Genomic DNA, 13,503 nt, shown 5'->3' with positions numbered 1-13,503 from the left:
CTACTCCGCCAGCACCTGCATCCGGCCCGTCGCCGTGCGGGCCGAGAACTGCGGCCGGTACATGTCTTCGACGGATGCAGCCGGGTGGTCGTAGGTACCCGGCGTCACCGCGCGCACGACATAGGCGAGCGTGATGCCGTCACCGCTGCCGCCCGAGCGGTCGAAGGCAGCGACGAAGCGGTCGCTGCGGAATTCGGTGTGCGCCGCCTCGACCTCGCCGACCCATTCGAAATTGGAGAGGTCGGCGCTGCTGACAAGGCTTGGATTGTCGATTTCCAGGCCAGCCGGCAAAAGGTCGGTGATCAGCACGCGTGATCGCCAGGAATTGTTCTCCGTCACCTTGAGCACGACGACGTAGCGCTCGTTCTGGCGAGCCTCGGAGATGGTCGCAGGCTGACCGTCGAGCGTGTAGTAGCTGCGTTCTATCGCATAGCCGTCGCCACCGGCCGGCAGCGGCTGGGCAGGGGCTGCGACCGTGGTCAGCACGGTCGCGACGCGCTCGTTGCCGCGGTTTACGACGGTGACGGGCTTGTGCAGCAGGTCCTCGCCGCCCATGCGAGCGGCGTAGCGGCCGCTATGGTCGGCGCCGTTCACTTCCAGCTTCAGCGAGTCGTCCTCATCCATGATCGCGCGGGCGGCGAGCAGCATCCAAGTCTGTTCCTGGGTGCTGGTGTAAGCCTTGTGTTCCCACTCGCTGGCGACGAACTTCGCAAGCTCCGGGATGATCGCGGGAACCGGGCGGCTCTCGGCTGCCAGTGCCAACACGGCCGCACCGTCACGCAGAGCCGATCCATAGTCGGAGCGCGCCAGGCTGACATTGGTGACGTCCGTCGACATGCGCAGCGAATCCTTGAAAATCTGCGCGGAGCGTTGCGCATCGCCGTAGAGTCCGAGGGCCGCTGCGATATGGGCCTTGGCAAGCGGGGTCGGGAATTCGGAAAGACGCGTGTCGGCGTAGTAGCGCAGGTCGCTGATCGCTGCTTTGCGGTTGCGCGCCAGGACATAGAGCGCATAGGCGATCTCGTTGCCGCGCTCCTGCACGTTATTGTCATAGGAGAGTGCGTTCTGCAGATTGTCCAGTGCCTGCACCATTGCCTGCTCGGGCACCTCGAACTTCTGCTCGCGCGCCCGCGTCAGGAAGTCGCTGATATAGGCGTCGAGCCAAAGGTCGCCGTAGCCAGGTCCCCAAAGGCCGAAGCTGCCGGAAGAAGACTGGTAGGAGAGCACGCGATAGATCGCCTCCTGCACCCGCTTCTTCGTTTCCTCGTCATCGGGTAGTCCCGAATCCTTCGACAGTTCGCTGAGATAGAGCAGCGGCAGGGCGCGGCTGGTCGTCTGCTCGGCGCAGCCGTAGGGGTAGCGGTCGAGCGTCATCAGCATGGCGGGAACATCGAAGGCGCCGGAGCGTGAAACGTTGAGCGCGACCGAAGCGTTGCCGAGGATGCTGTCGGCCAAGAGCTGGTCGTCGATCGTGATGCTGCCGCCGGCGGCAAGCTCGAGCACGCGCCGGGTCGTGATCGGCAGGGTTGCCGGGCGGACGGGAATGTCGAGCGACTGCTCCCAGGTCTGGCCGGTGCCATCCGACAGGGCGACGGTGACGACGCCGCTGCCGACCTCGCCGCCGATCAACGGCAGTGTCAGGTCAGCCTTGCCGCCGGCCTCGAGCCGCACGGTTTGCGCGGGGCCGGTCTGTTCGACCATGACGGACTTGTTGTGGGTGATCGCAAGCTGGTAGTCGCCGGCGGGGGCATCGGTGTTGGCAATGTCGAGCCGCAGGTTCGCGCGGTCCCCGGGTGCCAGGAACTTGGGCAGGCTGGCGGTGATGACAACCGGGTCGCGGATGATCACGTCGGCCGCGCCGTGGCCGACTCCGTCCTTCGACCAGGCGACGGCCATCACGCGGGCGGTGCCGTTGAACTGCGGGATGTCGAAGGAGACTTTCGCCTTGCCTTCCGCATCGAGCTTCACCGGGCCGGAGAAGAAGGCGACGAGTTTTTGCGTCGGCGGACTGCCCTCAAGGGCCGTCTGCCCGCCGTCACCGCCGGTGCGAAGCCGTCCCGTCGCGCCGAGCGAGCCGTCAATCAGCCGTCCGTAAAGGTCGCGGATTTCGAGGCCAAGGCGGCGCTGACCGTAATACCAGCCGTCCGGATCGGGTGCTTCGTAACGGGTCAGGTTGAGAATGCCGACGTCGACGGCGGCGACCGTGACATAGGCTTCCTCGTGGGCGCCAGCCCCCGTAACCGAGACCGAAATGTCGAGCGGCTGGCGCGGCAGCATCTTTTCCGGGACGTCGAGGCTCACAGCGAGCTTGCGCTCCGCCGGGTCGACCTTAAGCCATTTGACGCCAATGGAGCGCATCGGCATGCGGCTTTGCTGCGCGTCGCCCGGGCGATAGAGCGTGGCGGTCACATAGGCGCCAGCCCCCCACTCGGCGGTGACAGGTATCTCGACTTCGCCGCCTTCAGCCCCAAGTGCTGCGGTACTGGCCGAGATCAGGTTTTCCGTTCCGTTGGTGACAAGGAGTACGCCGGCATAGCGGGAAGAGACCTTGAGCCTGGCGGTCTCACCGATCTTGTAGCTTTCCTTGTCGAGGGCGATTTCGAGTGCGTCCGGGGTTTCCGTCGAGGTCGCCTCGACATACCAGCCGGCGTCGAATTCGATGCTTGTCGCGGGGCCGTCGGCTTCCGCGCTCTCCACTTCCAGCCGGTAGCGGCCCCAGGTGACGGGAACCGATATATCGGCACCGTTTTCGCTGACGTCGATCACGCCGGCCTCGACCTGCTTGGTCGAAAGAACGGGCTCGTAACGCCAGGAGCTGCCGTCTCGGTACCATTGGTAGTCGCGCTGGACGCTGAGCAGCTTCCAGGGCAGGCCGTTCATCGCCTGCTTCTTCCCGTCGGGGCTGGCGATGATCACATGGAAGCGGGCAATGGAATTTTCCGGCACATCGCCCGCTGCTGCCGGGCGGATGCCGATCATCGGTCCCTCGGACCTGACAGGCAGCGTCAGCGAACGCTCGACGGCGCGACCGCCGGCCTCGCTCATGCGGATCGTAATGTCGGCGTTCAAAAGCTGTGTCGTGGCGGGGCGATCGCTCACGTCCACGTCGAAGGTAGCCTTGCCGTCTTCGTCGAGTGGCTGCAACCCCTCGAACGGCACGCGGTTTTCCTCCATCGCCTCCTCGTCGGCGAGACCGAATACGTAGCCTTTGAAGAGCTCGCTCTCGCGGGTCGGCTCGAGTGCGATGTCACCCTCGATGTCGAGGCCGGCCGCGGGCGCGCCATAGAGATAACGACCATCCACATTGATTGCGACCGGCGTCCCTCCGACGATCTCCTTGGCGGCGCTCGTCAGGTCGAACTCGGTGCGATCGGGCATGAAGTCGTCGACCAGGAACGTCTTTTCACCGATCGCCGGTGCCTTGGGATCAGTGTAGATCTGCATCGTCCAGGTGCCGCGCATGGCATTCGGCTGGACGGCGTAGTCTACGGTGTGCCCGCCGAGCTTGCTGTCATTGCTAACAATGCGCCGGTCCTCGACGCCGTCCGGACGGGTAAAGACGAAGGTCAGCGGCAGCCCCTCGACCGCCGTGGCTTCCACGTCGCGGGCAAGGGCCGCCGCATGCACCGTCTCGCCGGCGCGGTAGATGCCGCGCTCGGTCCAGGCGAAGATGTCGATCGCGCCGGGCGCTGCGCGTCCAATCACGCCGCGGTCGGACAGGTCGAATCCGGCACGGGTCATGTCGAGGAAGACATAGTCCGACGTGCCGTTTCGCGCTGTCAGCACCGCCGGCATCATTGCCGCCGTGCCGCGCATCAGGCCGGCGGTAAACGTCGCCCGGCCATCGGCATCGGTCGTCGCCGTTCCGAGAATTTCATTGTTGCGGGCGAGGAGTTGCAGTTCGACCCCCGCCATGGGTTTGGCGCTGCTGAGGGCACGGGCAAAGACATGGAGGCCGTCAGTGCCGGCAAAGGTCGATAGCCCGATGTCGGAAACGAGGAACCACTGCGTTGCCTTTGCATCCCAGTCGCGTTTTGGGCCGGTCGAGGCTTGTGCTGTCAGCACGTAGATGCCGGGCTGGCGTTGCGGCAACGCTTCGTCGACCGGGAACGAGGTCACAACGTCCTTGTTCAAGTCGCGCTGCATCTCGATCTGGCCCTGCCAGACGAGCTCGCCGATTTCACTCTCGATACGGCCAGCCCCGTAACCATCGAGCTGGGTGAGGAACTGGGAACCAGTCAGGAGCGAGGCTATGTTGCGGTCGCCCACACGATAGAGCTTCAGGTCGGCGCTGTCGGTGTTGACCGAGACCAGCGGAATGCCGCGGCGCGCGGTGCTCGGCAGCACGAAGCTGTCGCCGGTAAAGCGAACGGTCGGGCTGCGATCCTGCACATAGATATCGAGCTCTGCCGACGCTTCGAGGCTTTCCTCGACCGAGGAGGGCAGGCCCGAACGAAAGGCGAGCTTGTAGCGCTGGCCATGGTTGAGGCCTTCCACGCAGATCTGGTTGTCCTTTGCCTCGACGCCCTTCGGTGCCTTGCCGTCGAGCGTTACGAAACTCGCATAATCCGCGCCGAATTTGACCAGCGGTTCGGAGAACTGCACGCAGGCGCGTGGGCTCACGCTGTCGTTGTCGATAGTGTGCTGAACAATGCGAAAACCCTGGCGCGCCTTCAGATCGAGATAGGCGGCACGTACGGCCGGATCCTCAAAGAGCGCAAGGCTCGCCTTGTAGGCATTAATGCCGGCGCGATAATTGGCTGACTTGTCCAGCGTCTCTGCGAGCACGGACAGCGCTTGCGCCCGGCCGGAAGTGGTGCGCGTCAGCCAGTAGGCATTCAGCGCGGCGAGCGGCCCCTGGCCGGTGAGGTAAGAGTTGTCCGTGGCCTGCGCGGCGGTCTGCGCCATTTCGATCCAGAGAAAGCGGTCGTCGGGAGCCAGAGAAAGGGCGCCCTTGTAAGCGTCGAGCGCTTCTGAAACGCGGCCGGACGATATCTCGATACGACCAAGCGAAGCGAGGCTCTCGGCCCCCTGGCCTTCCTGCGTGCTGAGAAGCGCCAGCCCGGACTTCAGCGCGCGTGCTTCCTGTTCCATCCCCTCGGAAATGAAGCTGAGCGAGGGGGCGGCGCCGATGTCGGGCTCGCCATCGGTCAGCGCGATCTTGCCGGCGACCGCGCCCGGGGAACTGGTCAACTGATTGTAGTCGGTCTTCAGGAAGCACCATTTGACCTTCGGATTGTAGGTGAAGGCGCGGCAGGACATGTCGTCAATGCAGTTGGTCTTGCACTGGTCCAGCGTGACGTTCTGCACGGTGCGCAGGTCGAAGCCGAAATAATCACCGTCTTCCGTGACGACGATCGAGCGCTTTGTCTCTGCTGCTTGAGCAGGAAGTACGCTTGCTACAATGGCAAGGAAAAATGCGGAGAAACCGATGAACGCACGCATAGACCCAAGTCCTCCAAACGCTGCCAAGCTCACGCCACTCTTGAGACTTCGGCTGGAGATGTCAACCGACGGTCGTGTCCGTCTGGATACGGTTCAAGAGGATGGGACGAGTGGCGGCCTGTTCCAGGAATAGGACGGGCGGGGCGCCGCTTTTCATCGCTCGCCGTGACGAAATTTGGAGCGTAGCTCAGGCGCCGCTGTTTGCGAGTTCGGAACGTACCATTTCGTAATAGTTCGAAAGGGCCGGCAGCGCCGCGGTCAAATCAACGAACAGCGCGTCTTCCGCCTGAAGCGTGCCGGCATAGCGGGCCGTGATGAACCGCTTGTGCTTGGTTGCGATATCAGCCGGCACGGCGGCAAGGGCGGTAAAGATCGGCGAGGCGACGGTGCGTCCCTTCACGGTGATGCGATCCAGTTCGAGGCTGGTGAAATGGTCGGCCAGAAGGGCGGTTCCTTCGCCGATCAGAAGCGGCACGCCGTAGTTCTTCGAAGCGCCTTCGAGACGCGAGGCGAGGTTCACTGAGTCGCCCAAGACCGAATAGTCGAAGCGCTGGGAGGAGCCCATGTTTCCAACGACGCAATCGCCGGTGTTGATGCCGACGCCGATGCGGAGCTGATGGTAGACCGCGCCGCGCTCGGCCGCCTCGCGCTTCAGTTCGACATTCAGCGTCTCCATCCGCGCCAGCATGTCGATTGCCGCGGCCACCGCATGGTTGGCGTGATCCTCGTCGTCGAGCGGCGCGTTCCAGAAGGCCATCAGGCAGTCGCCGATGTACTTGTCGATCGTGCCGCCGTGACCGAGGACGATATCCGAAAGCGGCGTAAGAAGGCGATTGATCAGCGTCGTCAGCTGTTCTGGGTCATCCTTCATCGTCTCGGCGATGGTGGTGAAGCCGCGCACGTCGCAGAAGAGGATGGAGAGCGTGCGCCGTTCGCCGCCGAGCCGCAGTTGCGAGGGGTCGCGGGCGAGCCGCTCGACCAGCGCCGGCGACAGGTACCGCGAGAAGGCGCGCGTGATCTGCTTGCGGTTGCGCCGCTCGTCGGCATAGTCGAAGGCGGCCTGGCCGATCGCCACGGAGACGAAGGCGAGCGCGGGGCCGAGCGGCGAGACGAAGAGATGGGCATGGCGGATCAGGAGATAACTGATCGCTGCAAGTGCGAGTGTTACGCCGAGCGTGACCGCCGCAGTCTGCCAGCCGGTCGAGCGCCAGACGGTGAGGGCGGCGAGCAGGGCTGCCAGCGCGACACCGCCCAGTACGAATGGCGTCTCCGCCCGCCGGATGGCGCTGCCGTGCGTGATATTGTCGAAGATCGTCGCCTGGATTTCCACGCCTGCCACGAGGCGGCCGGTGTGGACGGTATAGGGGGTTGCGAAGGCATCGGCGCCGCCGTGGTTGATTTCCGGCGCATTCTGCAGGCTCAGGCCGACGATGACGACGCGATCGCGAAAGAAATCCTTCGGCAGGAAGTTTTCAGGGTCGAGCGCCTGGTAATAGGACACCGTCGGGTAGCTGCGGGCAGGGCCATAGGACTGCATCAGCCAGTCGCCCGGCGGCAAAGCGTCGGGTCGGCCTGCGGTGCGCGCGATCTGCCGGGCGAGGCCGTCCTCGTAACGCGGCAGCTCGCGGAAGGTGCCGTCTCCGCTAAGCGTGATCGAGGCCATGCCGGTGACGGCGCCGGCGTCGGTAAAGAGTGGAAGCGGCGTGGTTCGCACGAGTTGCTCGGCTTGCGGCGTGACGATCACGCTCTCGTCACCGGCAAGTACGACGTCGGGGCCGAGAACTTCGGCAAGCGCTGCGTCCCGCTCCGGTGTGGACGGCTCGGCGAAGATGATGTCGAGGCCGATCGCCTTGGCGCCTGCGGCCCGCAATGCCGCGATCAGCCTGGCATGGATGTCGCGCGGCCAGGGCCACTGCACGTTGATTTCGGCAAGCGATGGCTCGTCGATCGCAACAACGATCGGACTGTCGACGGGCGGGGCGGGATCGTCGAACGTGGAGAGATAGTCGAAGCTTCTGAGTTCCTGCAGCGACCAGAAGGGAAAGCGCGTGAGCGCTGAGACGATGAGGATGGTGGCGATCGTCAGCAGGATCAGTCGCAGCTTGCGGCTGATCTTCGGCGTGCCGTTCACGCCTCTTGCGGAAGATGCGCGGGGAGCACCTTCCATCAAAAGCGAACCTTGACGGTGCCCTTGAAGCTACGCCCCCAGCCCGGCACACCGGTCGCAACCTCGAAATCGTCGTCGAGCAGGTTGAAGGCGGCGAGGTTCAGCTCGAACCGCTTGTCGAATGGTTCCCACGTAACGGCGGCGTCGAGCGTCCAGTAGGCGTCGAGTTCCTGCGGGGGGATGCCCAAGGTCGTGCCGTTCCCCAGCCGTTTGCCGATGTAATTGGCCGCTATGGTCCCCTTGACATTCGCCTCGTTGACCCAGGTGAGGGCGACCTGCCCAGCCCAGTCCGGCACGAACGGCAATGAACGTCCTTCATCCGGGCTGCCCGAATCCTGGTTTTCTGAATCGATGTAGGCGAGTGTCCCAGAGAGGCCAAAGCCGTGGCCGATATGGATGTTCGAGGTTACGCTTGCGCGGTCGATCCGACCGTCTTCCAGTCCCACAGTGTCGCCAAAAATCGGTGCGGGCCAAAGTGTGGGGTAGCTGACCGAGAAATTTTTGAGGTCCTGGTGCTGGAGATCGACGGCGGTGAACAGCCAATCGTTCCATTCTGAATCCCACCGCGCGGCAATGGTGTCGGTGTCTCCATTGATCGCCAGACCTGTCTGGTTCGCCTGAAGGCCGACGGTGCTGACCGGAGCGAGCGTGTTGATGTCGAAGTCGTAGCTTTGGCCGATATAGGCGGCGCGCAGCCATTGGCCGTCCGATGGCGAGTAGGCGATGCCGGCGCGGGGGTCGATGCCGCGCGTCTCCACGAGGTCCCCGTCGGCATAGGTGCCGAAGAGCCCGTACTCTGCGCGTAGCGTACTGCTGATATCGTGCAGGACGTCGACATAGAGGCGTCCGTAGTCGACCGAGTATTTGGCAGCGCCTGAGGCTACCGGAACGCCCCCGATATCCAGGGATTGCCCAAAGCGATAGTCGACGACTCCGCCTTCCACCCCGTATCGCCAGGCAAGGTCGCCCGTGGCAATCGTGTGGTTGAGTGCACCGATGTAGCTCTTCTGGCGCGAGTCGTCTGTCGCAGCAGCGCTGTCGATGGTGACAGCGCCGTCGCTGTCGGTGTCGCTATAGAAGAACGCCGCATTGACCACGTTCTCGAAGCTGAAAGTGTGGCTCCAGCCGATGCCGGCATCGGTCGACTTCAGTCTTTCGTCGCGCCCGATCGGGGTAGGAGAGAAGGTCTGGTCGAACCGGCTGTCGAAATGCTGGCCATAGGCGACGAAGCGGTCGTCCGGGGTCGGTGTTGCGGTGATGTAGCCGGTGCCGCCGACCAGCTGCGTCTCTCCGTCATAATCGCCATCGATGATCAGGGGGGTGGTGCCGGAGAACGGCGTCTTTACCCATTGGAGACTGGCCAGTGTGCTGACCGGAAAGGGCAGGTTGGTAAAGCTCTGCCAACTGCCCTCGTAGATCGGCCGCGAGTCGCCGTTATAGGTCGAAAGACCGTAGCCGAGTTCGACTTCGGCGAAGGGATAGCGGACGTAATAGGGCCTGGCCGAAGGGCCGGCCAGCATATGCGGGTCGTATAGCAGCCCCTGCATGAAGGACGAGAAGGTTGATTTGTTCTGCGTCGGCTCGATCCCGTCATTGCCGTAAAGGTAGTTGTTCAGGAACGGGTTGACGCTGCCGTGCAACGTCTGGTCGATATAGGACGTCCCGGTGAACGGATCGAAGGTGATGTCGCCGTAATACTGGCCCCAGGCGTTCAGGCCCTGCAGGCGGAAGGCGTTGTTGAGCGTCGAGCCGGCGTCATGGTTGAAGCTGATGGCCGCGTGCTCGCCTCCGGTCGCGCGCAGCCGACGCAGATATTCCTGCGCAGCAGCAATGGCGCCGTCCGAATCGTATTCATCGATTGCGACGCTTGCCCTGAACGACGGGATGACAGGATCGTTCGGATCCAGACGGTCGGCATTGTCCAATGCCTGGCGCGCGGCTTCCCGATTGCCCTGCTCCTGTTGGGCTATGGCGAGGAGGAGTTGGCCCTGCGAATAGGCGGGATTGGCGACCGTGCCTGCCAGGAGGTCCTGCGTTGCCTTGTCCAGTTCCCCCATCGCGAGGTGATATCGTCCGCGCGCTACCAGTGCGAGGTCGAAGCCGGGGTCGAGCGCCATGACGGTGTCGATCTCGCGCTTGGCCTCTCGCACGCGGTCCTGATCGAGGTAGACGATCGCGAGATTGGCGCGCGCGACGGCTCCCTCGGGGTCGAGTTCGATCGCTCGCTTCAACGCCTTCTCTGCCGACTGCACGTCACCGCGCACCGACTGGGCGAGCCCGAGATCGTTCCACAGGTCACTTGAGCCCGGCGCAACCTCAAGGGCGGCGTTCAGGTCGGCAATCGCCGCGTCGACGTTTCCATCGATATCAGCGCGGTAGCGAGCCCGGACAAGAAGCGCCATCGGTTGGGCGGGGTCCAGCGCAAGCGAACGCGCCATCCCTTCCTTGATTTGCTCGCGATCGTTGATAAGCATCGCAAATGCGGCGCGGTAGGCGGGAAGCGATGGGTCGTCCGGATAGTCCTTCTCGGCCTGTTTGATGATGTCGATAGCGGCGCGGATGTTTTCCAGAAAGCCCGCGGCATAGGCCTTGGAGACAGCGCCATAGGGCCCGGTTGCGTGACGGGGCGCCTTCTCCAACCGGTCGGGGTTGACCATTGCGCGAGCGAAGAAGCCGCCAAAGTCGGCAACGCTGCCGCGCTTCGCGTCCAGTCCGGGGCGAGCGCGAGCGAAAAGGCGCGCCGCCTCGTCGAAGCGACGTTCCGATCCGGCAATGAGCCCGTCGAGGAAATCGGCCCGCGCACGCTGCGCGGTGGACAGCTTCATCGTCCTGGCCCGGTCGAGTGAGGCCTGCGCCTGCTGTCGGCCCTCGAGCGAAAGCTGGGCCTCGGCAAGCGTCAGCCAATCCTCGGCGCTGCGGCTCGGTTCCGGCTCGGCCTCGATGCGGTCGATCGCCCGGCGCATGTCCTGCACTGTCGACGTTGAGGCGGGCATGAAGGAGAAGGCGTCGCGCAGGGACAGATAGAACAGCATCTGTTCGCGGTCGTCGGAACTGACGATGATGACCTTCTGCGGCGCCTGGCCGATGCGCGCGACGGCAGCCTCGCCCTGACCGACCCGCACGCTGCCGAGCTCGTTTGCCAGTTCGACGCTGCCCTCGAGCACGACGAGCGAGGTCTTGTCGCCCTCGACGGACAGCGACCAGTCGGTGCCGCGGATGGCGGCTGCCGCGGCCGGCGTCTCGATCTTCAGCCCTTGACCGCCGCGCTGGGCGCGCGCCCAGATGGTGCCGCTTTGAAGGTCGAGCACGGTGTCGCCGGATGCGGCCATCTGCCTGACCAGCATGGTGGAGTTGCGTCCCAGGCGAACCTGGGTGTTGTCGGCGAAAAGCACGGCAAGCTGCCCGGTGGCGTTTGTGCGCAATTCGTCGCCCGTCAGGAGGTCCTGGTTGAGGTTGACGTGGTGCCAGCTGGAAACGTCAAAAAAGCGGACTTCCTCACCCGACTTGCGTGCGATGACCGAGCCTGCGGCCGGGGCTGCACGCGGAACTGGCTCGCCATGGGCGGCTGTCAGCGCCCAAGCGGTGATCAGCGGCAATGCCGCAATTGTCTTCAATCCGGTCCGTGTTTTCATTGGCGCAAGAACTGACAGCCGTTGCGGAAATGTCAAGCGCGCCCCAGCGGTACACTTGCTTTTGCCGGCGGCTGTATTAACAGGGAAACACACTAAACGAAGGGATGTTAGTTCATGGCAAATGCTGGATTTACCTTGGAGAAGGAAGTCGGTGAGAAAAACGTCAAAAGACAGGAATTTTCTCTTGAGCATTTCAATCATGTTAAGAAGGTGAATGACGTATTTTACGATCAGGTGAAGTCGGCAGATCAGAAGGCGGCATATATATTTACTTTTATGCTCGCCTTCCTGATGTGGTCTGCCGAGGGGCAGGGCGTATTCAACCTCGCTCGCTACGAAAACAACAATCATCTATGGGGACTGGTTTCCGTTTTCCTTGCGATTTCGATCGTTTTTACAATCATATGCGCCATCCTTGTCGTCCTGCCGCGGCGAGTGGACAGCGGCACGTCACTGTTTTGGGGTGCGTGGTCGGGCCAGCGCGATCGACTCGTCGACGCCAGTGAAACGGGCGATATGGCCTATCTATTCGGGCAGTATCTGGAAAATGCCGACGCGATGTCACAGCTTGCGATCAACAAGTACCGCATGGTCCGCTTCGCCTTCCGGGGATTGCTGATGACGGTTGTCGCGTACGTCGTGCTGTTGCTCGCCCGTCAGTGAAGGTGGCGCGCACGTGGTGCTTGTCGCGTTAGCGCAGACAAAACACCGGATTGGGGGATCGCCGGATTGGGGCGGCGGCAGCGTTTGGCGCACGCTTGCGCGCCATGGGCGCGCAACGGCTGAGCGTTTCTATCCGATGGGATGCGGCTCGTGCGTCAGGCTGCGAGCATCTTGTTGACCTCGTCGACGAGGTCGCGCAGGTGGAACGGTTTGGACAGGACCTTGGCATCCTTGGGCGCCTTGGAGTCCGGATTGAGCGCCACAGCGGCAAAGCCGGTGATGAACATGACCTTCAGGTCCGGATCGAGCTCGGTAGCCCGGCGCGCAAGCTCGATGCCGTCCATTTCCGGCATGACGATATCGGTCAGGAGGAGGGAGAAGGGCTCTTCGCGCAGCCGGTCATAGGCGCTTGCGCCGTTGTCGTAGGACATGACCTTGTAGCCGGCCTTCTCCAGCGCCTTCACGAGGAATCGGCGCATATCGTTGTCATCTTCGGCGAGGAGGATCTTGAAACTCATGTTACTGGGGGCCGTTACTGCTGGTTGTCTTGCCTGTGCGGCGGTTCTGATACGAAAAACGATTCTGGTAAACATCCAGTGAATGGATGCAAACAGCGATTCGCTGCTCGTTGTTGTGACTATGGACACGCAAGCCCGCCGCTGGCAACATACTAGACATCGCGATTTTGTTACATGGTAAAGGACCGCAATGGCGCCGGAACTCAGTGAAAACGGCCTCTTCGAGGTGCTGGAGCCGGTTTCGCAGACCATTCCCCTGGTGTTCAACTCCCCCCACAGCGGTCGCGCCTATCCACAGGGATTCGTCCGTGATTCGCGACTGGATGCGCTCTCTATCCGCAGATCGGAGGATCATTATGTCGATGAGCTCTTCCACGCTGCACCCGGCCTTGGTGCCCCCTTTCTCCTTGCGCATTTCCCCCGTGCCTTCCTCGATGTGAACCGCGAACCTTATGAACTCGATCCCCGCATGTTCGAAGGATCCCTTCCGCCCTACGCGAACGTGAGCTCGATGCGGGTCGCCGGCGGTCTGGGGACGATTCCGCGCATCGTTGCCGAGAACATGGAGATCTACCAGCGGCGCATGCCGGTGGGGGAGGCGCTGGAGCGGGTCGAAAACATCTACAAGCCCTATCATGCCTGCTTGCGCAGCCTGATCGTGCAGACTCACCTGAAGTTCGGCTTCTCCGTTTTGGTCGATTGCCACTCCATGCCGGGCAATATCCGTGTCGCCGGCGGGACGCGGCCGGACTTCATCATCGGTGATCGCTACGGGACAAGTGCTGCCGGAGATCTTTCGCGCACGCTCGTGCGGCTGTTCGAGGACATGGGCTTCATTGTGGCGCGCAACAAGCCCTATGCGGGTGGCTTCATTACCGAGCATTACGGACGCCCTGCCAAGGGACTGCACGCCCTGCAGATCGAGGTCAACCGGGCGCTTTACGTGGACGAGACGACCTTGGAAAAGAAGCCGGAGTTCGAATCCGTGCGGGCTGGAATTACGCGGGCGCTTTCGGAATTCGCAGGCTATGTCGACAAATATGCCTCCGACAGCGCGCTCGCTGCCGAGTGACACTAC

Annotated in this window: 6 protein-coding genes; 2 read left to right on the top strand and 4 right to left on the bottom strand. The window is 63.1% G+C overall.

The window, feature by feature from the left end:
* From IB238_RS12905 to IB238_RS12895, 3 genes are all read right to left on the bottom strand, one after another.
* The gene (locus IB238_RS12905; protein ID WP_192246792.1) at positions 1 to 5,445 is read right to left on the bottom strand and encodes an alpha-2-macroglobulin family protein; all 5,445 of its coding nucleotides are present in this window, start codon (positions 5,443 to 5,445) and stop codon (positions 1 to 3) included.
* 187 nt (positions 5,446 to 5,632) lie between these two features.
* Entirely contained in the window at positions 5,633 to 7,612 is a 1,980-nt protein-coding gene (locus tag IB238_RS12900) for a CHASE2 domain-containing protein (protein ID WP_192246790.1), read from the bottom strand.
* Complete coding sequence (locus tag IB238_RS12895) at positions 7,612 to 11,244, bottom strand: FecR domain-containing protein (protein ID WP_192246788.1); 3,633 nt, start codon at positions 11,242 to 11,244, stop codon at positions 7,612 to 7,614. The genes IB238_RS12900 and IB238_RS12895 overlap by 1 nt, the downstream gene beginning before the upstream one ends.
* A gap of 114 nt (positions 11,245 to 11,358) precedes the next feature.
* On the opposite strand from IB238_RS12895, the gene IB238_RS12890 reads away from it, so the two are divergent.
* Complete coding sequence (locus IB238_RS12890; protein WP_192246787.1) at positions 11,359 to 11,907, top strand: Pycsar system effector family protein; 549 nt, start codon at positions 11,359 to 11,361, stop codon at positions 11,905 to 11,907.
* Between the two features lie 155 nt (positions 11,908 to 12,062).
* Here the strand turns inward: IB238_RS12890 and cpdR1 are convergent, their stop codons facing one another.
* The gene (gene cpdR1 / locus IB238_RS12885; protein ID WP_192246785.1) at positions 12,063 to 12,425 is read right to left on the bottom strand and encodes a response regulator CpdR1; all 363 of its coding nucleotides are present in this window, start codon (positions 12,423 to 12,425) and stop codon (positions 12,063 to 12,065) included.
* A gap of 190 nt (positions 12,426 to 12,615) precedes the next feature.
* Here cpdR1 and IB238_RS12880 point away from each other — a divergent pair, with 190 nt between their 5' ends.
* The gene (locus IB238_RS12880) at positions 12,616 to 13,497 is read left to right on the top strand and encodes an N-formylglutamate amidohydrolase (RefSeq protein WP_192246783.1); all 882 of its coding nucleotides are present in this window, start codon (positions 12,616 to 12,618) and stop codon (positions 13,495 to 13,497) included.
* The last annotated feature ends 6 nt before the right edge of the window (positions 13,498 to 13,503 follow it).

The sequence above is a fragment of the Rhizobium sp. ARZ01 genome (assembly GCF_014851675.1).
Taxonomy (GTDB): Bacteria; Pseudomonadota; Alphaproteobacteria; order Rhizobiales; family Rhizobiaceae; genus Mycoplana.
Note: the sequence above shows the minus strand (reverse complement) of the source record. Positions and strands in the feature narration are given on the sequence as shown.

Coding starts and splice junctions, on each gene's coding strand:
- IB238_RS12905 (WP_192246792.1), bottom strand. CDS start 5,445: ATGCGTGCGTTCATCGGTTTCTCCGCATTTTTCCTTGCCATTGTAGCA.
- IB238_RS12900 (WP_192246790.1), bottom strand. CDS start 7,612: ATGGAAGGTGCTCCCCGCGCATCTTCCGCAAGAGGCGTGAACGGCACG.
- IB238_RS12895 (WP_192246788.1), bottom strand. CDS start 11,244: ATGAAAACACGGACCGGATTGAAGACAATTGCGGCATTGCCGCTGATC.
- IB238_RS12890 (WP_192246787.1), top strand. CDS start 11,359: ATGGCAAATGCTGGATTTACCTTGGAGAAGGAAGTCGGTGAGAAAAAC.
- cpdR1 (WP_192246785.1), bottom strand. CDS start 12,425: ATGAGTTTCAAGATCCTCCTCGCCGAAGATGACAACGATATGCGCCGA.
- IB238_RS12880 (WP_192246783.1), top strand. CDS start 12,616: ATGGCGCCGGAACTCAGTGAAAACGGCCTCTTCGAGGTGCTGGAGCCG.